The 21,353-nt window shown below is 68.8% G+C and carries 16 protein-coding genes; 7 read left to right on the top strand and 9 right to left on the bottom strand.

Going from position 1 to position 21,353, the window contains the following annotated elements:
- Positions 1–9 precede the first annotated feature (9 nt).
- Together A8M77_RS13050 and A8M77_RS13045 are read right to left on the bottom strand one after the other, a co-directional pair.
- Positions 10–801, bottom strand: coding sequence for a phosphatase PAP2 family protein (locus tag A8M77_RS13050; RefSeq protein ID WP_202820624.1), 792 nt, complete (start codon positions 799–801; stop codon positions 10–12).
- 70 nt (positions 802–871) lie between these two features.
- A complete protein-coding gene (locus A8M77_RS13045; protein ID WP_086921931.1) occupies positions 872–1,192 on the bottom strand; it encodes a hypothetical protein in 321 nt (106 codons plus the stop codon).
- A gap of 198 nt (positions 1,193–1,390) precedes the next feature.
- On the opposite strand from A8M77_RS13045, the gene A8M77_RS13040 reads away from it, so the two are divergent.
- On the top strand, positions 1,391–2,899 hold the full coding sequence (locus A8M77_RS13040; protein ID WP_238136806.1) for an ATPase domain-containing protein: 1,509 nt from the start codon (positions 1,391–1,393) through the stop codon (positions 2,897–2,899).
- Entirely contained in the window at positions 2,896–4,434 is a 1,539-nt protein-coding gene (locus tag A8M77_RS13035) for a hybrid sensor histidine kinase/response regulator (protein ID WP_086921930.1), read from the top strand. The genes A8M77_RS13040 and A8M77_RS13035 overlap by 4 nt, the downstream gene beginning before the upstream one ends.
- A gap of 70 nt (positions 4,435–4,504) precedes the next feature.
- Here the strand turns inward: A8M77_RS13035 and A8M77_RS13030 are convergent, their stop codons facing one another.
- From A8M77_RS13030 to A8M77_RS13005, 6 genes are read right to left on the bottom strand one after another with little or no spacing between them, the layout of a single operon-like run.
- Complete coding sequence (locus A8M77_RS13030) at positions 4,505–5,563, bottom strand: malate/lactate/ureidoglycolate dehydrogenase (RefSeq protein ID WP_086921929.1); 1,059 nt, start codon at positions 5,561–5,563, stop codon at positions 4,505–4,507.
- 32 nt (positions 5,564–5,595) lie between these two features.
- A complete protein-coding gene (locus tag A8M77_RS13025; protein ID WP_086921928.1) occupies positions 5,596–7,122 on the bottom strand; it encodes a UxaA family hydrolase in 1,527 nt (508 codons plus the stop codon).
- A gap of 19 nt (positions 7,123–7,141) precedes the next feature.
- Entirely contained in the window at positions 7,142–8,536 is a 1,395-nt protein-coding gene (locus tag A8M77_RS13020) for a TRAP transporter large permease (protein WP_086921927.1), read from the bottom strand.
- An 11-nt stretch (positions 8,537–8,547) separates the two neighbouring features.
- Positions 8,548–9,105 carry a TRAP transporter small permease gene (locus A8M77_RS13015; protein WP_086921926.1) on the bottom strand — a complete coding sequence of 186 codons (558 nt, stop codon included), beginning with the start codon at positions 9,103–9,105 and terminating at the stop codon, positions 8,548–8,550.
- Between the two features lie 7 nt (positions 9,106–9,112).
- Positions 9,113–10,102 carry a sialic acid TRAP transporter substrate-binding protein SiaP gene (locus A8M77_RS13010; RefSeq protein ID WP_086921925.1) on the bottom strand — a complete coding sequence of 330 codons (990 nt, stop codon included), beginning with the start codon at positions 10,100–10,102 and terminating at the stop codon, positions 9,113–9,115.
- Positions 10,099–10,833, bottom strand: a complete 735-nt coding sequence (locus tag A8M77_RS13005) for a FadR/GntR family transcriptional regulator (protein WP_086921924.1) — start codon at positions 10,831–10,833, stop codon at positions 10,099–10,101. Before A8M77_RS13005 ends, A8M77_RS13010 begins: the two co-directional genes overlap by 4 nt.
- Before the next feature lie 133 nt (positions 10,834–10,966).
- On the opposite strand from A8M77_RS13005, the gene A8M77_RS13000 reads away from it, so the two are divergent.
- The 5 genes from A8M77_RS13000 to A8M77_RS12980 all read left to right on the top strand — a co-directional run bounded on the left by A8M77_RS13000 (position 10,967) and on the right by A8M77_RS12980 (position 19,662).
- Positions 10,967–11,701 carry an SDR family oxidoreductase gene (locus A8M77_RS13000; protein ID WP_086921923.1) on the top strand — a complete coding sequence of 245 codons (735 nt, stop codon included), beginning with the start codon at positions 10,967–10,969 and terminating at the stop codon, positions 11,699–11,701.
- The gene (locus A8M77_RS12995) at positions 11,698–12,444 is read left to right on the top strand and encodes an SDR family NAD(P)-dependent oxidoreductase (RefSeq protein WP_086921922.1); all 747 of its coding nucleotides are present in this window, start codon (positions 11,698–11,700) and stop codon (positions 12,442–12,444) included. The genes A8M77_RS13000 and A8M77_RS12995 overlap by 4 nt, the downstream gene beginning before the upstream one ends.
- A gap of 19 nt (positions 12,445–12,463) precedes the next feature.
- Entirely contained in the window at positions 12,464–13,312 is an 849-nt protein-coding gene (locus tag A8M77_RS12990; protein WP_086921921.1) for a fumarylacetoacetate hydrolase family protein, read from the top strand.
- Between the two features lie 110 nt (positions 13,313–13,422).
- Complete coding sequence (locus A8M77_RS12985) at positions 13,423–15,465, top strand: CHAT domain-containing protein (RefSeq protein WP_086921920.1); 2,043 nt, start codon at positions 13,423–13,425, stop codon at positions 15,463–15,465.
- A 9-nt stretch (positions 15,466–15,474) separates the two neighbouring features.
- On the top strand, positions 15,475–19,662 hold the full coding sequence (locus A8M77_RS12980; protein WP_086921919.1) for an NACHT and WD repeat domain-containing protein: 4,188 nt from the start codon (positions 15,475–15,477) through the stop codon (positions 19,660–19,662).
- Between the two features lie 66 nt (positions 19,663–19,728).
- On the opposite strand, the gene A8M77_RS12975 is transcribed toward A8M77_RS12980, so the two are convergent.
- Positions 19,729–21,255: a CoA-acylating methylmalonate-semialdehyde dehydrogenase gene (locus A8M77_RS12975; protein ID WP_086921918.1), complete on the bottom strand. Its 1,527-nt coding sequence runs from the start codon at positions 21,253–21,255 to the stop codon at positions 19,729–19,731.
- Positions 21,256–21,353 lie beyond the last annotated feature (98 nt).

The raw sequence follows: 21,353 nt of genomic DNA, 5'->3' as shown, positions 1-21,353 counted from the left end.
GCGCCGCGGCTACGGGCGCCGCCGGCCTTCCCCCGCATCCGTCATCTCGGCGCGCATCACCCGGTGCGCCACCAGCAGCCAGCCGGTGGCCCATGCCGCGCCCAGCGCCCAGCCGGCCAGCACGTCGGTGGCCCAGTGCACGCCCAGCGCCACGCGGCTCACGCCCACCAGGAAGGCTGCCGCGGCCGCCATCGACAGGATGAAGACGCGCTCGGCCCAGCGGCTGCGGGTGTCGGCGACCAGTGCGCCCAGGGTGAGGAAGACGATCGCCGACATGCTGGCGTGCCCGCTCGGGAAGCTCATGCCCCAGGCTGCGTGGTCGGCGAAGGCGAGGTCGGGGCGCAGGCGCCCGAAGGCGGGCTTGAGCAGCAGGTGGATCAGCGCGGCGCCGCTCACGATGGAGGCGGCCACCAGCAGCGCGGTGCGGCGCGCCGACAGCAGCGCGAGGTAGACCATGGCGGCGATCACGAGCAGGCTCAGCACCACGGTGCTGCCCAGCCCGCTCAAGTCGCGCATGACCTCGCCGAAGCGCGGATGCGCCACGCGGTAGCGCTGGGCCGCCTGCAGCAGCAGGGTGTCGAGGCCGCGGGTGTCGCCCTCGAAGACCTCGCTGGCCACCAGCGCGAAGAGCAGCAGCGACAGCACCACGCCCAGTCCCGCCAGCAGCGGTGCGACCAGCGAGCGCAGGGTCTCGATGTTGCGCGGGGCGAGCCGGGCCAGCACGGCACGCAGCGAGGAGTGGCGCCTCGCGGGCGCCTGTTCATGCGGGGCGGCGTGGCGGGAGGAGGGCTTGGTCGTCACGGATCGTTGCGGGCCGCCAGGCCCGGAGCGAAACGCCGATGGTACGGCCCTCCGGCCGGAAAAACCGGATTCAGTCGAGCGTCTCGCCCCGGTACGCGGCCAGCTCGGTCCGCTGGAACTCGCCCACGGGCACGCGCCGCTCTTGCGCGCCGGGAAAGCGCCCGACGATCTCGCCGCGCTCGCGCATCCAGCAGCCCTGCTGGGCCCGCTGGCCCCACCAGGTGAGGTAGGCCACGCGGCCGCGGCCCTCGCAGTCGCCCTCGGCGTCGGTGAGGCTCATGGTGTCGAAGTCGGCGCCGTTGGTGGTGTAGAGGATGCCCGGCTGCGGCTGGCAGGCGGCCAGCAGTGCGCAGGCGAGGGCGAGGCTGGTGACAGCGGAAGATGGCTTCATGACGTGCTCCCTGACAGGCGGCCGAGGGTGGCCGCACGGGTGCATTGGGCCCGACCGCGCCGGGGGGTGTCATCCCCCGGGAAGACGAGAAAGGCGGGCACGCAAGTCGGGGTCGCCCCCTACAAGCCAGCGGCCCCCCGGACGGTAGATTGAGACCCGGCTGCTCTTCGATGAACAGTTTTTGAGGGAACCACGGACATGAATGCAAGCTTCCCGGCCGCGGGCGGCCGCGACGACCAGAAGCCCGGCTTGTTGAGGATGGGCGTCCCTGGCCTCGACGACGTGCTCGGCGGCGGCCTCACGGCGCACCGCTTGTATCTGCTGGAAGGCGCACCGGGCGCGGGCAAGACCACGGTGGCGATGCAGTACCTGCGCGAGGGCGCGGCGCAGGGCGAATCGGTGCTGTACGTCACCCTGTCCGAAACGGCGGACGAGCTGCGCGGGGTGGCTGCGTCGCACGGCTGGAGCCTGGACGGCATCGAGGTGCGCGAGATGCTGCCCGCGCAGGACGCGCTGGCGCCGGACGATCAGTACACGATGTTCCACCCCTCCGAGGTCGAGCTCGGCGAGACCACGCTGCGCATGCTGGCCGATGTCGAGAGGATCAAGCCCAGCCGCGTGGTGTTCGATTCGCTCTCGGAGCTGCGCCTGCTGGCCGGTGGCTCGCTGCGCTACCGGCGGCAGATCCTGGCGCTCAAGCAGTTCTTCACCGGCCGGCTGTGCACGGTGCTGCTGCTGGACGATCTCACCGCCACCGACCAGGACCTGCAGGTGCAGAGCATCGCCCATGCCGTGATCCGGCTGGAGCAGCTGCACCCGGACTACGGCGCGTCGCGGCGCCGCGTGGTGGTCACCAAGTACCGCGGCCAGGAGTTCCGCGGCGGCTACCACGACTACAAGATCGTGCGCGGCGGCCTGCAGGTGTACCCGCGGCTGGTGGCCTCGGAGCACACGCCGCCCCTGTTGCAGACGCGCATTCCCAGCGGCCTGGCGCCGCTCGACGATCTGCTCGGCGGGGGCATCGAGAAAGGCACCAGCACGCTGTTCGTTGGCGCGCCGGGCACCGGCAAGTCCACGGTGGCGGTGCAGTTCGCGCTCGCGGCGGCGCGGCGCGGCGAGCGCGCGGCGCTCTTCATCTTCGACGAGAGCGTGAGCACGCTGCGCACCCGCTGCGAGGGGATGGGCATGGACCTGGGGCCCTTCATCGAGTCCGGTCGCCTGCACGTCCGGCAGATCGACCCGGCGGAGCTGTCGCCCGGCGAATTCATCGACGAGATCCGCGAGCAGGTCGGCGGGCACCACGCGTCGGTGGTGGTGATCGACAGCCTCAACGGCTACCTGCATGCCATGCCGGACGAGCGCTTCCTCATCATCCAGCTGCACGAGCTGCTGACCTACCTGGGGCAGTGCGGCGTGGCCACCATGCTGGTGGGCGCGCAGCATGGGCTGATCGGCATGCACATGCAGACGCCGGTCGATGCCAGCTACCTCGCCGACTCGGTGGTGCTGCTTCGCTACTACGAGGTCGACGGCGAGGTGCGGCAGGCGATCTCGGTGCTCAAGAAGCGCGGCGGCGCGCACGAGCGCACCATCCGCTCCTTCTCGCTGGGCCGCGAGGGCATCCGGATCGGGGAGCCGCTGCGCCACTTCCGGGGCATCCTCACGGGTGTTCCGGTGCCGGTCGACGGAGTGCGGCCACCATCGTGAGTGCCGGGCCATCGGAACTGGAGCAGCGCATCCTGCTGCGGTCGGCGACGTCCAGGGACGCCACGGTCGCCGCTGCCGTCCTCGAGCGCGCGCAGTTCGTTGCCTGCACCTGCGTGGACATGGCCGCGCTCGCGCGCGAGCTCGGGCGTGGCGCGGGCGCGATCCTGCTGGCGGAGGAGGTGATGGACCGCGCCTCCATGGCCGAGCTGGCCGGCGCGCTGGCCGCGCAGGAGCCCTGGTCCGACATGCCGGTGATCGTGTTGGCCCGGCAGGGAGCCGACTCGCGCGCCGTCGCCACGGCGATGGACGAGGTCGCCAACGTCACGGTGATCGAGCGGCCGATGCGCGTGGCCGCGCTGGTGAGCGCGGTGCGCACGGCCTTGCGCGCGCGCCGCCGGCAGTACGAGATGCGCACGCTGCTCGCGGGCCTGCGCGATGCCGACCAGCGCAAGACCGAGTTCCTCGCCACGCTCGCGCACGAGCTGCGCAATCCGCTGGCCCCGCTGAGCACGGCGCTGTCGCTGCTGGCGCGCAAGCAGCCGGTGCCGGAGGAGGCCGTCAAGTACTACGAGCTGATGAGCCGCCAGGTGGAGCACATGGTGCGCCTGGTGAACGATCTGATGGAGGTCTCGCGCATCACGCGCGGCAAGATCGAGCTGCACCTGGCGCCGGTGCGGCTGGACGCGGTGATCGACGACGCCATCGAGCTCAGCCGCCCCGCGATGGAGCGGGCCGGCCATGCGCTGGAGCTCGAAGTCTCGGGCGAGCCGCTGGTGGTGCGCGGCGATGCGGTGCGGCTGACGCAGGTCTTCTCCAACCTCCTGAACAACGCGGCGAAGTACACGCCGGCGGGCGGGCGGGTGAAAGTGGTGGCGCAGCAGCAGCAGCGGCAGGCGGTGGTGGAGGTGAGCGACACCGGCGCCGGCCTGGCGCCGGGGATGTTGAAGTCCATCTTCGACATGTTCGTGCAGGTCAGCGGAACCGCCAAGGAGGCGCAGGGCGGGCTGGGCATCGGCCTGACGCTGGTGAGGAGCCTGGTCGAGCTGCACGGCGGCACGGTCGAGGCCGCGAGCGAGGGCATGGGCCGCGGCGCCACCTTCACGGTGCGGCTGCCGCTGTCGAGGAACGGTGCAGCCCCGGCCGGCCCGCGGCGTGCGCTGTCGCAGGACGGCTGGGCCCCGGTGATCGAGGCCACGGTGCTGGTGGTCGACGACAACCGCGACGCCGCCGACAGCCTGGCCGAGCTGCTGCGCACCATGGGCGCGACGGTGCTGGTGGCCTATGGCGGCGAGGAGGCGCTGCGGCTGGCGAGCGCGCAGCGGGTGGAGATCGCCGTGCTCGACATCGGCATGCCCGGCATGGACGGCTGCGAGCTGGCGCGCCGTCTGCGGGCGAGGCGTGATGGCGCGGCGATGAAGCTGTTCGCGCTCACGGGCTGGGGCCAGCAGGGCTACCGCGAGCGCATCGCGGCGGCGGGCTTCGACCACCACCTGCTCAAGCCGCTGAACCTGGCGGAGTTCATGGGGCTGCTGTAGTGCGCCGACCGCCGGGCCGACGGTGCATCATCCATTTGCGGGATGCACCTTGGCGCGCCCCGGGCTTCCGTCAGCGGACGTCGACGCCCACCTTGGCCCCCGCCGCGACGATCTCGCCCCAGGTCGCGTCATCGATCCAGATGCCCTCTCGCTCCCGCGCCGCGCGCGCCTTGCGCTCGGGCTCGCCGGCGATCAGCACGCCCTCGAAGCCCTGGCCGGGCGGGCTCTGGCGCAGCCAGTCGACGAAGGCGCGTGCTTCCTGCTCGAAGCTGGCCTGCGTACCCAGCTTCGCCGGGTCGATCACGATGGCCAGCATGCCGTTGAGCACGGTGCGCGCGGTGTCGGCCGGCCGGTGCCAGGTGCCGCCGCCGGTGAGCGCGCCGCCCAGCAGCTCGCAGGCCACCGCCATGCCGTAGCCCTTGTGCTCGCCGAAGGTCATCAGCGCGCCGAACAGGCCATTGCTCTGCGGAACCACCACGACGCCGGGGTCGTCGGTGGGCGCGCCGTGCTCGTCGATCAGGTAGCCGGGCGGCACGCGCTCGCCCTTGTTGTGGGCCACGCGCATCTTGCCCTGGGCGACCCGGCTGGTGGCGTAATCCAGCACGAAGGGATCTTCACCCTGAATCGGGATGCCTATGCAGCACGGGTTGGTGCCGAAGCGCCCGTCGCCCCCGCCCCATGGTGCGACCACCGGGCGCGAGAGCACGTTGACGAAGTGCATCGACACCAGCCCCTGCGCCGTCGCCATCTCGGCGAGGTGTCCGATGCGGCCGAGGTGATGCGCATTGGCCAGCGAGAGCACACAGGTGCCGTGCTGCTTCGCGCGCTCGATGGCCATCTCCATCGCCTGCACGCCGACGATCTGGCCATAGCCGCGCTGGCCGTCGAGCGCCAGCATGGGGCCGGTGTCGAGGTTGGTCTTGACGGCGGCGTTGGGCTTGAGGCCGCCCTCGGCCGCGGCGTCGACGTAGCGCGGCACCATGCCGACGCCGTGCGAATCATGGCCGCTGAGGTTGGCGAGCACCAGGTTGTCGGCGACCTGTTCGGCTTCGGCCGGGGTGCTGCCGGTGCCGGCGATGATGGCGGCGACCTGGGCGCGGAGGGTACTGGCTTGGATGGTCTGGGGCATAAGAGCTTCCTGACTTGGGAATCGGCCGCCGCTCACATGACCGCACCCACCTGCCACGGCACGAATTCGTTCTGTCCATAGCCGTGCTGCTCGCTCTTGCTCGGCGCGCCCGAGGCGGTGGCCAGCACCAGCTCGAAGATGCGCTGGCCCATCTCCTGGATGGAGACGGTGCCCTCGACGATCTCGCCGCAGTTGATGTCCATGTCTTCCTCCTGCCGCTGCCACAGCGCGGAGTTGGTGGCGAGCTTCAGGGAGGGCGAGGGCGCGCAGCCGTAGGCCGAGCCGCGGCCGGTGGTGAAGCAGATCATGTTCGCGCCGCCCGCCACCTGGCCGGTGGCGCTCACCGGGTCGTAGCCGGGCGTGTCCATGTAGACGAAGCCGTGCGCGCGCACCGGCTCGGCGTACTCGTACACCGCCTCCAGGTTGCTGGTGCCGCCCTTGGCCACCGCGCCCAGGCTCTTCTCGAGGATGGTGGTCAGCCCGCCGGCCTTGTTGCCGGGCGAGGGGTTGTTGTTCATCTCGCCTTCGTTGATGGCGGTGTAGTGCTCCCACCAGCGGATGCGCTCGACCAGCTTCTCGCCCACCTCGCGCCGCACCGCGCGGCGGGTGAGCAGGTGCTCGGCGCCGTAGACCTCGGGCGTCTCCGACAGGATGGCGGTGCCGCCGTGCGCCACCAGCAGGTCCACCGCCGCGCCGAGCGCGGGGTTGGCGCTGATGCCGGAATAGCCGTCCGATCCGCCGCACTGCAGGCCGATGGTGATGTGCGCGGCGCTGCAGGGCTCGCGCTTCACCGCATTGGCGCGCGGCAGCATCTCGTGGATGAGCGCGATGCCCTTCTCCACCGTCTTGCGCGTGCCGCCCGTGTCCTGGATGTTGAAGACGCGCAGGTTCTCGCCCTCGCGCAGATTGCCGGTCGCGAGCCACGCGTTGATCTGGTTGGCCTCGCAGCCCAGGCCCACCACCAGCACGGCCGCGAAGTTGGCATGCGTGGCATAGCCGGTCAGGGTGCGCTCCAGCAGCTGCATGCCCATGCCCTGGGTGTCCATGCCGCAGCCGGTGCCGTGGGTGAGGGCGACCACGCCGTCGACATGAGGGTAGGCCGCCAGCGCCGCCGGATTGGTCTGGCGCGAGAAGTGGTCGGCGATGGCGCGCGCCGCGGTGGCCGAGCAGTTCACGCTGGTCAGCACGCCGATGTAGTTGCGCGTGGCCACGCGGCCGTCGGCGCGCACGATGCCCATGAAGCTCGCTTCGCGCGGCGCCGGCGCCGGCTTGACGTCGGCGCCGAAGGCGTAGTCGCGCTCGAAGTGGCCCTTGTCCGGGCCCATGTCGAGGTTGTGCGTGTGCACGTGCTCGCCCGGCGCGATGGGCCGGCTGGCGAAGCCGATGATCTGGTTGTAGCGGCGCACCGGCTCGCCCTGGGCGATGGCGCGCACGGCGACCTTGTGGCCGGGCGGGACCAGGCCGCGGGTGGTCACGCCTTCGATCTGCGTGCCGCCGACGATCTGGCCGCGCGCGATGACGACGTCGTCGGCGGGATGGAGGCGGATAAAGGGATTCATCGTGGGTGTTCCCGGGAGGTCAGAAGAACATTTTCGGCAGCCACAGAACCAGTGACGGCATGTAGGTAATGATCGCCAGGCTCACCAGCAGAGGCACCAGCCACGGCAGGATCGCCATGGTGGTGCGCTCGAAGCTCAGGCTCGCCACCCGCGCCAGCACGAACAGCACCATGCCCATGGGCGGGTGCAGCAGGCCGATCATCAGGTTGAGCACCATCACCAGGCCGAAGTGGATCGGGTCCACGCCCAGCTGCGTGGCGATCGGCAGCAGGATGGGCACGAGGATGGTGATGGCCGCGGTCGGCTCCAGGAAGCAGCCGACGAAGAGCATCAGCAGATTGGCCAGCAGCAGGAACACCCAGGCCTCCTTGGTGAAGCCCAGCACCCAGCTGGCGATGTCGGTCGTCACGCCGGTGGCGGTGAGCATCCAGCCGAAGATGGAGGCGGCCGCGACGATGAAGAGCACGGTGGAGGTGGTCTCGATGGTGTCCAGGCAGACCTTGACGAACATCTTCCACGAGAGTGTCTTGTACCAGGCGAAGCCCAGGATCATGGCCCACACGCAGGCGGCGATGGCGCCCTCGGTGGGCGTGAAGAGCCCGGTGCTCATGCCGCCGATCAGCAGCACCGGCGTCATGATGGGCAGCAGGGCCTCGAAGCGGAAGATGCGGTCCAGCACGAAAAGCAGGGCCAGCGCGACGAAGACGGTCATCTGGGCCGGCGCGCCGAGCTTCGCCACCGCCAGCCACACCAGCAGCGGCCAGCCGACCACCACCGCCAGTTCGCACAGCGCCTTGAAGAGCCGCGTGCTGGAGAACTTGACGTCGCCGCCCCAGCCGTTGCGGTGTGCGTAGTACGCCACGGTGAACATCATGAGCATGGCCATCATCGCGCCGGGCAGGATGCCCGCGAGGAACAGGGCGCCCACCGAGACGTTGGCCATCATCCCGTAGATCACGAAGGGCAGGCTGGGGGGGATGATCGGGCCGAGCGTGGCCGAGGCGGCCGTCACGCCCACCGCGAACTCGGTGGCATAGCCGTGTTCCTTCATCGCCTTGATCTCGATGGTGCCCAGCCCGGCCGCGTCGGCGATGGCGGTGCCACTCATGCCGGCGAAGATCACCGAACCCAGCACGTTCACATGGCCCAGGCCGCCCTTGAGCCAGCCCACCAGCGCCAGCGCGAAGTTGTAGATGCGCGTGGTGATGCCGGCGTTGTTCATCAGGTTGCCGGCCAGGATGAAGAAGGGCACCGCCAGCAGCGGGAAGCTGTCCACGCCGCTGACCATGCGGTGGATGACCACGAAGGGCGGGAGATTGCCCGCGGTCAGGATGTAGACCAGCGAGGCGCCGGCCATGGCGATGGCCACGGGAATGCCGCCGGCCATGAAAACCAGGAAGAAGATCTTGAGCATCGTCTTTTGTTCTATCGATCCAAAAGGCTGGATTCGGGCCGTTCCAGCACGCTGTAGCCGCGCTTCCAGTGCACGCGCGCCACCTGCACCGAGCGCCAGGCCATGGCCGCGAAGCCGATCAGGCAAAGCCCGTAGACGATGTTCATCGGCAGGTCCACGATGGTCATGCGGGTCTGGTTGCCGATCTTCATCATCATCTGCACCGTCATCACCACCGCGGCGGCGAAGAAGGCGATGCGCAGCACGTCGACTGCGCGCGAGAGCCAGCGGCCGACCACCTCGGGCAGGTAGCGGTAGAAGAAGTCGACCTGGATCGCGTTGTTCTTGGCCACGCCGATGGCCGCGCCGATGAAGACCACGCCCACCAGCATGTAGCGCGCGAGCTCCTCGGTCCAGGCGGCGGAGTCGTTCATCACGTAGCGCGTGACGAACTGGTAGAAGACTGTCAGGCCCAGCAGCCAGAACAGCGCCAGCGCGGCCCAGCCCTCGGCGATGGTGCCCGACAGGTCCACCGCCTCGTCCTCGGCGTGGAAGTGGCCCTCGTCGTCGATGATCTTCTGTTCGCTCATCGCGGCGTCACTTGATCGCCAGAATGCGGTCGTAGTCCTGCTGGCGGTAGCCGTGGTCCGTCGGCTTGGTGTTCTTCAGCACCGCCTCGCGGAAGGCGTTCTTGTCCACGGTGATGACGTTGTTGCCCTTCTTCCTGAACTCGTCCACCAGCCGCGCTTCCGACGCGATGATCTCGCGGCCCGTCTTCTCCGCGGCCTCCTGCATCACCTCGGTGAAGATCTTCTTCTCGTCGGCCGAGAGCTTGCCCCAGGTCGAGCCGGAGACGATGGTCAGCAGCGAGTCGACGATGTGCCCGGTCAGCGAGATGTTCTTCTGCACCTCGAAGAACTTCTTGGCCTCGATGGTGGGAAGCGGGTTCTCCTGCGCGTCCACCGTGCCGTTCTGCAGCGCCAGGTAGACCTCGGCGAAAGCGATGGGGGTAGGGTTGGCGCCCAGCGACTTGGGAAAGGCGAGGTAGGCCGGCGCATCGGGCACGCGGATCTTCAGGCCCTTCATGTCCTCGGGCTTGGCGACCGGCTTCGCGGCGCTGGAGGTGACGTGGCGCGCGCCGTAGTAGGTCAGCGCGGTGATGTGGTTGCCGCTCTTGTCGTCGTAGCCCTTGGCCAGCTCCTTGAAGACGTCGCTCTTCGCGTACTTCAGCTGGTGTTCGGCGTCGCGGAAGATGAAGGGGAAGTACGACACGGCCAGTGGCGGCGAGGTGCGGCCCGCGAAGCTCGCGCCCGAGAGGATGATGTCCACCGTGCCCAGGGTCAGGCCCTGGTTGATGTCGGCCTCCTTGCCCAGGCTCGACGCGGGGAAGACCTGCACTTCGTACTTGCCGTTGGTGCGCTTCTTGATTTCCTCGCCGGCCCACACCGAGTACTTGTGGAAGGGCTCCGAAGTCTCGTAGACATGCGCCCACTTGAGCTTGGTCTGCGCCTGGGCCGCGCCGAGGGCGCCCGCGGCGAGCAGGCAGGCGGCGATCGTCTTGATTGTGAAACGCTTCTTGGTGTTCATCGTCTTGTCTCCGTCGTTGGTTGAAGGAACTGGTTGGCCCGTCGCCAGCTGGCGCTGAAGCGCTGGTGCGACTTGTCCATGTGCGCGTGCATGGCGGCGCGCGCGCCCTCCGCGTCGTGCGCGGCGATGGCGTCGCGGATCGCCTCGTGCTCGGCGATCGCGCTGCGCCAGGACTTGACGCTCTCGAAGTAGCCGCCCAGGCGGGTGAAGATCGGACCGCGGCGCGAGTCCCAGAAGCCCTGCACCGTCTCCGACAGCACCACGTTGCCGCAGCATTCGACGATGGCGAGGTGGAAGGCGCGGTCGCCTTCCAGCGGCATCACGTTGCGGTCGGCCAGTTCGCGCATGTGCTCGATGGCGCGGGTCATGGCCTCGATGTCCTTGCGCCTGGCCGTGCCGGCCGCGATGGCCGCGGTCTCGCCCTCGACCACGCGGCGCGCCCGGATCAGCTCCAGCGGGCCCCATTCGGTGCTGGCCGGCGCCGCGGCCGCCTGCTGCGCGCGACCCTGCACGTACACGCCGGAACCGGTGCGCACCTCGACCCAGCCCTCGACCTCCAGCGCGATCAGCGCCTCGCGCACCGAGGGCCGGCTCACGCCCAGCTGCTTGGCCAGGTCGCGCTCGGCCGGCAGCCGCGAGCCGACCGCGAACTCGCCCTGGGCGATCAGCGCGCTGAGCTGGTCGGCGATCTGGCGGTACAGGCGCCGGGGTTCGAGGGTCTGCAGGGGCACGGGGGAGCTTAGGGGTTGTCCTGGATTGGCCAAGTGGTCAGGCCAATTCAGAATACGATCCGCTTTGCAGCGCGCACATCGGGCCAAACCCTGAACACGCGTCGCGCCCCCGACAACAGCTGGAAGGACACCCATGAGATTGAAGGGCAAGACCGCGCTCGTCACCGCGGCGGGCCAGGGCATCGGCCATGCGAGCGCGCTCGCGCTCGCGGCCGAAGGTGCGCAGGTGTGGGCCACCGACGTCAACGAGAAGCTGCTCGAGCGCTTTGCCGGCGTGGCCAACGTCACGGCCGCGAAGCTCGACGTGCTCGACAAGGCCGCGATCGAGGCCTTCGCGAAGACGCTGCCTTCGCTCGACATCCTCTTCAACTGCGCGGGCGTGGTGCACAACGGCGCCGCGCTGCAGGCCAGCGACGACGACCTCGACTTCGCCTTCCGCCTCAACGTGCGCGCCCAGCTGTGGACGATCCAGGCCGTGCTGCCCGGCATGCTGGCGGCGGGGCGCGGCAGCATCATCAACATGGCCAGCGTGTGCTCCAGCATCAAGGGCCTGCCCAACCGCTGCGTCTACGGCACCACCAAGGCGGCGGTGCTGGGCCTGACCAAGAGCATCGCGGCTGACTACGTGGGGCAGGGCATCCGCTGCAATGCGGTGTGCCCCGGCACGGTGGACACGCCCTCGCTGGCCGACCGCATCAATGCCAATGCCGACCCGGTGGAGGCGCGCAAGGCCTTCATCGCGCGGCAGCCCATGGGGCGCCTGGCGCAGGCCGAGGAGATCGCGCCGCTGGTGGTCTTCCTGGCCAGCGACGAGTCGCAGTTCGTCACCGGGCAGGCTTACGCGGCGGACGGCGGCATCACCATATGAACCAGCTGGACTTCGAGGGCCGGCATGCGGTGGTGACCGGCGGCGCCACGGGGCTGGGCCGCGGCATCGCGCAGCGGCTGATCGCCTCGGGCGGCAGCGTCACGCTGTGGGACCGCGACGCCGAGGCGGCCGAGAAGACTGCCTGGTCGCTCGGGCCCATGGCCTCCGCGCTGAAGGTCGACGTGGCGCAGCAGCCCTCGGTGGCCAAGGCGGTGGCGGGCACGCTGGCGCGGGCCGGGCGCATCGATGCGCTGGTCAACAGCGCCGGCATCACCGGGCCGAACGTCAAGCTGTGGGACTACCCGGTCGACGCCTGGCGCGAGGTGATGGCGGTCAACCTCGACGGGGTCTTCCTCTGCTGTCGCGAGGTGGTGCCGCAGATGCGCAAGCAGGGCTATGGTCGCATCGTCAACATCGCCTCGGTGGCGGGCAAGGACGGCAACCCGAACGCCAGCGCGTACAGCGCCAGCAAGGCGGCAGTGATGGCGCTGACCAAGTCGCTGGGCAAGGAACTGGCCGACACCGGCATCCGCGTCAACTGCGTGACGCCCGCCGCGGTGAAGACGGCCATCTTCGACCAGATGACGCCGGACCACATCGCCTTCATGCTGTCGAAGATCCCGATGGGCCGCTTCGGCACGGTGGAAGAGGTGGCCGCGCTGGTCGGCTGGCTCTGCACCGAGGATTGCTCTTTTTCCACGGGCGCCGTGTTCGACCTGTCGGGCGGCCGCTCCACTTACTGATCCCCCCAGAAAGGACCACATGAAACTCGTTCGCTATGGCAACCCGGGCAAGGAGAAGCCTGGCCTCATCGACGACAACGGGCAGCTGCGCGACCTGAGCGCGGTGATCAAGGACATCGGCCCGGAGCAGCTCGGCGATGCCGTGCTCGCCAAGCTGCGCAAGCAGAAGGTCGAGAAGCTGCCGCTGGTGCGGGGCAAGCCGCGCTACGGCTGCCCGGTGGCCAACGTGGGCAAGTTCATCGCCATCGGCCTGAACTACGCCGACCACGCGGCCGAGTCCGGCCTGCCCATCCCGGCCGAGCCGGTGGTCTTCATGAAGGCCAACAGCTGCGTGCAGGGCCCGAACGATCCGGTCATGCTGCCCAAGGGCTCGGTCAAGACCGACTGGGAGGTGGAGCTGGGCGTGGTGATCGGCAAGGCCGCGCGCTACGTCTCGCAGAAGAGCGCGCTGGACCACGTGGCCGGCTACTGCGTGATCAACGACGTGAGCGAGCGCGAGTACCAGATCGAGCGCGGCGGCACCTGGGACAAGGGCAAGGGCTGCGACACCTTCGGCCCCATCGGCCCCTGGCTGGTGACGCGCGACGAGGTGCCGAACGTGCAGAAGCTGTCGATGTGGCTGGACCTCAACGGCAAGCGCATGCAGACCGGCAGCACGAAGACCATGATCTTCAACGTCGCCAGGATCGTGAGCTACGTGAGCCAGTTCATGACGCTGGTGCCCGGCGACGTCATCACCACCGGCACCCCACCGGGCGTGGGCCTGGGCATGAAGCCGCCGCTCTATTTGAAGAAGGGCGACGTGATGACGCTGGGGATCGAGGGGCTGGGGGAGCAGCGGCAGGACGTGATCGGCTTCAAGGCCTGAGAGCCTGAGAGTCCGCTGTTGGGCATACCCCTTTTGTAGGATTCGCGCCCGCTTCGCGTGCGCGAAGATGTTAGCAAGGACTTCGCAGGACGCCTTCGCATCTTCGTGCCGTGATCGACGAATACCGCAATCTCGACCTCCGGCTGTTCGGCTGCGAGAAGCAGCCGGAGGGATTGCGCTTCTGCGTGCAGGTCGACGACTGCCCGGTCGGCCAGCAGGAACTGCCCGACCGGGTATCACTGTCCCCTGCATTGAGTGGCCGGCTCGTGGAGCTCGAGAAGCGGAGCTTCGACGCCGACGACGGCTGGTTGCGGGCCGTGGGCGCCGAGATCGGCGCGCTGCTGTTCCCCGACACGGCGAGGGCCTTTCTGCTGAACTCGCTGTCCAAGCTCGAAGCCAGCCAGGGCCTGCGCATCCGGATCCGCTGCGACGACATCGAGCTCGATCGCATCCCCTGGGAGTTCGCCTGCGTCGACAGGGGACTGAACGGCCCCGGCAACTCCGATGGCAGGCGGGCGTTCCTCGTTCTGGAGCCGAGGATCTCGCTCGTGCGCAACGAAGTGTTCGGCGAGATCCTGACGCCGGTACAGCGCAGCGGCCCGAAAAAGCGGCTGCTTGCCGTGCTCTGCGAGCCTGGCGGGCTTCAGAAGCAGAACGAGGCGCTGAAGCTCGACGTGGAACTCGCCAATCTCGCCAAGGCGCTCGAGGGTGTCGAGCACATCGGCGTCGATGCGTGCACGCCGGCCACCAAGAGGCGACTGCAGGAGTTGTTGCTCACGGGGGCGGACGTGTTCCACTTCGCCGGGCACGGCGTGCTGCAGATCGACGGGGCATCGGGCGGGTTTCGCGCCGCCCTGGTGCTGCAGCGCGACGATGGGGGGGCGGACCGATGGGCCGTCGACGAGATCGCGATGATGCTGGCGAGCAAGGGCATCCAGCTCGCGGTGCTGGGCGCCTGTCATTCCGCGGCGACGGACGGGCGCAACTCGTGGGCCGGCATCGCGCCTTCGCTGGTGCGCTGCGGCATCCCCGCCGTGATCGGCATGCAGTACAACATCTACGACGGCAGCGCGGTGGAGTTCTCCCGGATGCTCTATCTGGCCTGGTCCCAGGGGGTGACGCTGGACGAGGCCATGACCGAGGCCCGCAAGGCGATCCTCAATCAACCGCGACGCACCGGGCGGGACTTCGCGACCCCGGTGCTGTATCTGCGCCAGGAGAAGTTCCGGCCGGTGCCGCTCGGAACCCGGGCGGGCCAAGGGCCCGGCCCGCGTTCGGTGGCCGCCGTGCTCGCCGTCATCGACGAACTGCGCGACTACAAGGATGCCCATGAAGCGCTTCACTCGGCCCGGGCGCTGGACTTCAAGCACATGGAGCTGAGCAAGGACGAATTCCCGGAGCGCAGCACGGTGGACCGGTTCGTCAAGCACGCGCAGCATCTGCGCCGGCTGCTGGACGACGTCAAGCGGGTTCGCAAGCGGGGGCGATGCGACGACAGCATGCTGCAGGCGATCGTCGAAGAGTTCGCGGGCTCCCTCGATGTTCTCAACGAAGCACTCGACCTGGGGGCCAGGGATGGCCTGGATGCGGCCGCCAAGCAGCAGGCCCGGGACCGGCTCGAGGATGCGCTGGCCGGCTTCGACACCCTCCTGACCGTGCATCCGGCCAAGCTGGATGCCTGCATGACGCTGCTTGCAAAGCGGTTCGATGTCGACAAGCTGCTCGGCACGCCGAACGGAGCGGATGCCGGCGGCGCGCAGGCGGCGGCGGAAATGCTCTTTCTCGCCGGGAAGCTGCAGAGCAGGGCGGCGATCCATCACCTGTGCCAGGATCTCGACACCCGGCTCGCCATGATCCGCAAGACCGGTACGAGCCGGCGCTTCGCGGAAATCCGCCGCCACTGGAGCCCGATGAACGCGTCGCTGCTGAAGGTCATGGTCGATTGGGAGCCCGATGCGCGTATTGCGCTGCAGAGCAGCTCCGAGCGGCTGGGCAGCGGCGTGGCGGCCAACGACGAGCCCGTGGTGCGGCAGGTTTTCGAAAGCCTGTGCGACGACTTCGATTTCGGCTTCTTCGCCGTGGACACCGACTTCAAGGCCTTGTGCGGCGAGATGAATGCCAGGGCGATGCTGTCGCTCGGGGCGGCCGGTTGAGGAGGCGCCATGGATGCGTCGGACCAGCGCTTTCAGACCCGTGCCGAGTTCCAGGATGCCCATGAAGCGCTGATGGATCGCCTGGATTCGGCGCTGCGCGAGCGTTCGCGCGAGGCGACGGAACCGGCCGATGCAGGCCAGGATGACCACGAGGTCCTGGTGCGCATGATGGGCGACATCGACGGCTTCCTCCGGCAGGGTGCCCGCAGCGGCGCCTACATTCACGAGTCGAGGGAGCGCCGCAACTGCCAGGCCTTGCTGGACTACTGGGCGACCCGGTGCTATGGGGCCGGCTTCGACATCCGCCGCCCGCTCCTGGCGGGACCGGACGCCAGCGTCCTGCCGCAGCTGCCCGACAGCGCCTGCCCCTACGTCGGGCTGGCTGCCTTCGGCGAAAAGGATGCCAGGCATTTCTTCGGACGAACGGACCAGGTGGCGGAGCTGCTCGCGCGATTGAAGGATGAGCGTCTGATCATCGTCACCGGCGCGTCGGGCAGCGGAAAGTCGTCCCTCGTCCTCGCCGGCCTGGTCCCGGCGCTGAAGGCGGGCGCGATCGCGGACAGCGCGCAGTGGCGGTACCTGCCCGTCATCGTGCCGGGCACGGCGCCGCTGGAAAATCTGGCGCGGGCGGTCCTCGCCGCCGGGGGCGGGCCGCAAGCGCGCCTGGCTGAAGAGGCCTCGGGGTTCCTCCGGGACGCCGGGCACCTGGTCAAGCTGCTGGCGGACGACGAACGGCCGGCGCTCCTGGTGGTCGACCAGTTCGAGGAGGTCGTGACGCTGCAGACGGCGGAGACCTCGAAGGCCTGTCTGCAGTTCGTCGAGAACCTGCTGCGGCTCGTCGACGCGGCTGCACCGCCGCACCGCCTGATCCTCACGATGAGGAACGACGTCGGCGCCAGGTTCGCCCGGGACTACGAGAACCTGTACCACCGCTACGGGGCCGCGGCGTTTCCGGTGTATTCGATGGAATCCGCCTATCTGCGCGATGCCATCGAAAGGCCCGCGTCGCTGGTCGGCCTCAAGTTCCAGGACGGGGTGGTCGACGAACTGGTCAAGAGCGTGGTCGGCGAAGACTCGAGCCTGCCCTTGCTTCAGTTCAGCCTGATGGCGCTTTGGGACAAGCGAAACGGCAACCTCATCACGAGAGAGGCCTATGGCGAGGTGGGGAGCCCCAAGCAAGCGATGGCGCATGCCGCCAAGCGCGTGTACGACGATCTGTCCGCGGAGCAGCAGATCGCGGCGCGCAGCGTGTTCCTCACCTTGTCGCAGCTCGGTGAAGGGGGCAGTGTCTTTCGTGCCCGCGCATCCCGGCGTGAGCTGCGCAGGCTCGCGGATCCCGGCAATGTCGATCTCGTGCTCGACAAGTTCGAGGCGGCCCGGCTGATCCGGGTCAGCCGGGCCGCCGGCACGAGTGCGGACGATGACCTGGCAGAGGTGGCGCACGAATCGCTGCTGCGCAACTGGGAGCTGCTCAACACGCTGTTCATTGCCGAAAGGGACAAGCGCGAACGCAGTGCCTTTCTGTTGAAGCAGGCCGAGAAGTGGCGTCAGGGTTCTTTCGACAATGCATTCCTCCTCAGCGGACTCGCGCTGAGGCAGGCCCAGGAGGAGATCGATGCCAAGTCGATCAAGCGGCTCGAGCGCGACTTCCTGGCTGCCAGCGAAAAGGTGGAAGCAGAGCGCAACGCAAGACTCAAGCGGGATGCACGCCGCCTGTTCTATGCCCTGGTGGCCGCGACGGTGCTCGCCATCATTGCCTTCGCCCAGTGGAGGCAGGCGGCGCAGGGGCAGCGCACGGCCGAGGCGCGTCGCCTCGCGTCGAACGCCGCCGTCCAGGTGAACACGAACTCGGAACTCGGCGTGCTGCTGGCGATGGAGGCCCTGCATACCGATCCGGCGGTCATGCACGAGATTGCCCCTGTGATCATCGAGGCCACGCGGTACCGGCGCCCGCTGTGGCGCCTGTCGGCGGAGCAGGTCGAGCCGGCTCTGCCCGGTTCGCTGGGCCGGATCAACAGCGCTTTTCGCCGCCTTTTCGGCGAGGGCTCGGTGGTGGCCCTCTCGCTGAGCCCGGACGGCAAGCGACTGCTCGTTGCCAACGAAAATTCGGTCGTCGAATGGAATGTGGAGACCCCCAAGCCCGAGGTCGTGCGACGACTTCCCCTGCCGGGTGGTTCGGCCGCGGTGCGCTTCCTCGCCTACGGCCCCGGCAGGACCTACGTCGCGGCCGCGACCAACCAGGGGCCCGCTGTCTGGGATGCGTCCGGTGCGCCGATGCTGCGTGACTTCGGTCCGGCCGAACCCCTGCGGCGCATCGAGTTCAACCATGACGGCAGCATGCTCGCCGGCCTGACCGACGACGGAGAAGGGCTGCGCGTGTGGTCATTGCCGCAGGGGCAGCCTCTGCTGTCGGTCAAGCAGGTCGAAGGGGCGCACCAGTACAGCAGCATCTACTTCGACCGGCAGTCCGAGGCTGTCGTCCTCATCCGCCCGCCCCAGATGGGAGAGATGAGGCTCAAGCTGTACCGGTACAAGCTCACCGGCACTGTCAAGGACGCGAAACCCGAGACGGTGGAAACGGGGGATTGCGTGCCCGACCTCGCTTTCGCGGCTGCAGGCGGTCGTGCCGGCATCTCGATCTATCCGTCGATCTGCTCCTACGACGCGCGGTCGGCCACGAAGTCGGCCGCGGAGGGCCTCGCCACGTCCACCGAGCGCCAGGCGCAGACCGTGGACGACATCGTGTTCGGCGGAGGCGGCCGACTCGTCGCGAAGCTGTCGCGCAGCAATTCGGAGGTGCACATCTCGGATATCGAGAGTGGCCAGACAGCCCGGCTTCAGGGCGCGTTCGATCTCGAGAAGCGCAGTTCCTACGAGGAATCGCTGAGCATCAGCGCGGATGGCACGCGCTTCGCGATCCAGGGCAGCGACGGATCGATCCGCGGGTTCGACCTCGGCATGCAGTCGCGGCCCTTCCGCGACTACGGCCGGCCCTTGTGGATCAGCCCCGACGACGGGACGATCCTGGCCCCGTCGTTCAAGGATGGCCGGGCAGGGCTTGGCCGGTGGGAAATCGCCACGGGATCGCTGCGTTATCAGGTGGACGTCGACCGGTCCGCCGCGAGCGGCGTCTGGCCGACTTCGGATGGGCGTCATCTCATCGTCAATCGGCAGTGCCCGCCTTCGACGGGGGCGGGCTACTGCGTGAGCGCGTTGCCTGTCGATGGGAGCCGCAGTGTCGACATCCGCGTTCCCGAAGGTTCCGGCGGCTCCATGTCCTGGGCTGGGAGGACCGGGGACCTGATCCTCATCCGGGACGGGAATCTGCTGAAGGTCTACAAGGCAGGCGGCGAAGCGCCTGTCTTCAGCACGGAAGCGCCGCCGCCGGCTTCGCGCGGGTTCGCGGCGCGCCTGGAGCCCGTCACGCTGGGCATGCGGGGATTCTTCGCCGTCAAGCGCTTGCGGACCGATGGCGTGTCGATCGAGGTCTACAAGGTCGAAGACAGGACAGCCCAGCCCATCAAGTCGCTCTTCATCCCTATCGCGCAAGTCACGAAGGTCTCGTTCACCGGGGACTCGCGCTTTCTGATGGTCCAGAGCGGGGAGCAGGTGCGGCTCTGGAGTCTGGCCAAGGCCGGCGCCGAGCCGGTGCTCGATCTTGAGGGCGTGCTGCCCAACGACATTCGCGTCCCGGCGGGTTCGGCCCTCGCCATCACCAGGAACAAGGAAGGACCTTGGGAGATCCGCGACCTCGACAAGGGTGGGCGGGTGCTGACGAGCCTGCCGCGCGCATTTCTCATCGAGCCGAGCGGCAGGTATGCGTGGGGCACGCCGCCCGGCGCGGCACATCTGGAGATCCGGTCCCTGCTCGATGATCGCGCCGAGCCGTTGAAGGTCGACGCCTCCGCCCTGCCGACGTCCTTCGCCGGGGCGGCGGCGCTGGTGGAGTTTCCGCGCGAGGGCCGCGCGAGAATCTACAGCATGAAGACCGGGAAGATCCTGGTGGATACGACGCGGGAGTCGATCGCCTCGCCGTCAAGTCTGTCGCCCGATGGGCAATTCTTCATCGACAAGTACCAGCGCCTCATTCCGGCCGACCTCGGTCGGTTGCTGGAAGATGCCAGGAAGTGGGCGGGGCGCCCGCTCACTGACGAGGAGCGCTGCACGTTCGTCGATCCGGGCCAATGTCGCGAATAAGTGCGGCCGGCGCGCGAGGCAGCGCGAGACGGGTGTGCCCTGGGCCGTGGCCCAGGGGCTGGCGTGCTATTTCGCCGTCGGCATCACGAACTCGGCCCCCTTGCCGATGCTTTCCGGCCAGCGCTGCATGATCGACTTCTGCTTCGTATAGAAGCGCACGCCTTCCTCGCCATAGGCGTGCATGTCGCCGAAGAGCGATTTCTTCCAGCCGCCGAAGCCGTGCCAGGCCATGGGCACCGGGATCGGCACGTTGATGCCCACCATGCCCACCTCGATGCGGCGCGAGAACTCGCGCGCCACGTTGCCGTCGCGGGTGAAGCAGGCCACGCCGTTGCCGAACTCGTGGGCGTTGACGAGGTCGACCGCTTCCTTCAGGTCGTGCACCCGCACGCAGGAGAGCACCGGGCCGAAGATCTCTTCCTTGTAGATGCGCATCTGGGGCGTGACGTGGTCGAACAGCGTGCCGCCCATCCAGAAGCCGTTGTCGCATCCCTCGCCGGCCTGCCTGCCCTCGAACTGGCGGCCGTCGTGGACCAGCTTCGCGCCTTCCTTCTCGCCGGCATCGATGTAGCCGGTGATGCGCTCGTGCGCCGCGCGGGTGACGATCGGGCCCATCTCGGCCTCGAGGTTCGTACCGTTCAGCACCTTCAGCGTGCGGGCGCGCTCGGCCAGCATGGGCACCAGCCTGTCGGCCACGTCGCCCACCAGCACCGCCACGCTGATCGCCATGCAGCGCTCGCCGGCCGAGCCGTAGCCGGCGCCGACCAATGCGTCCACCGCCTGCTCCAGGTCGGCGTCGGGCATCACCACCATGTGGTTCTTGGCGCCGCCCAGGGCCTGCACCCGCTTGCCGTGGCGCGCGCCGGTCTCGTAGATGTAGTTGGCGATCGGCGTGGAGCCGACGAAGCTGATCGCCTTGACGTCGGGGTGCTCCAGCAGCGCATCGACCGACTCCTTGTCGCCCTGCACCACGTTGAACACGCCGTCGGGCAGGCCGGCTTCTTTCAGCAATTCGGCGATGCGCAGCGACGGGCTCGGGTCGATGGGGCTGGGCTTGAGCACGAAGCAGTTGCCCGCCGCAATGGCGACCGGGAACATCCACATGGGCACCATCACCGGGAAGTTGAAGGGCGTGATGCCGGCCACCACGCCCAGCGGCTGGCGCATCGTCCAGTTGTCGATGCCGGTGGACACCTGGTCGGTGTAGTCGCCCTTGAGCAGCTGCGGGATGCCGCAGGCGAACTCGACGATGTCGATGCCGCGCGTGACCTCGCCCTGCGCGTCGGTGAAGACCTTGCCGTGCTCGGCGGTGATCAGGCGGGCCAGATCGTCGCGGTGCTTGTTGAGCAGTTCCAGGAACTTGAACATCACCCGGGCCCGGCGGATCGGCGGCGTGTCGGCCCAGGCCGGGAAGGCGGCGCGCGCGGCGGCGACCGCCGCATCCACATCGGCACGGCCGGCCAGCGCGACGCGGCCGGTGACGGCGCCGGTGGCGGGGTTGAAAACGTCCTGCGCGCGCTCGGAGGCGCCGCCGGCGCGCTGGCCGCCGATGAAGTGCGCGATGGGGGTGGGGACGGAGGGCTGCTTGGTCATGGCGAGGTCCTGTGGCGGGTGCTGGAAGTCCCGCGAGTCTAGGAAGGGCCGGGCCGCTTGCCAAGGCGCCAGGGTTGAACTGATTGTTCGCCATCGTG

The sequence above is a fragment of the Variovorax sp. JS1663 genome, assembly GCF_002157355.1.
GTDB lineage: Bacteria > Pseudomonadota > Gammaproteobacteria > Burkholderiales > Burkholderiaceae_C > Variovorax.
The sequence above is the reverse complement of the archived record's forward strand: the minus strand, read 5'-3'. Positions and strand labels throughout refer to the sequence as shown.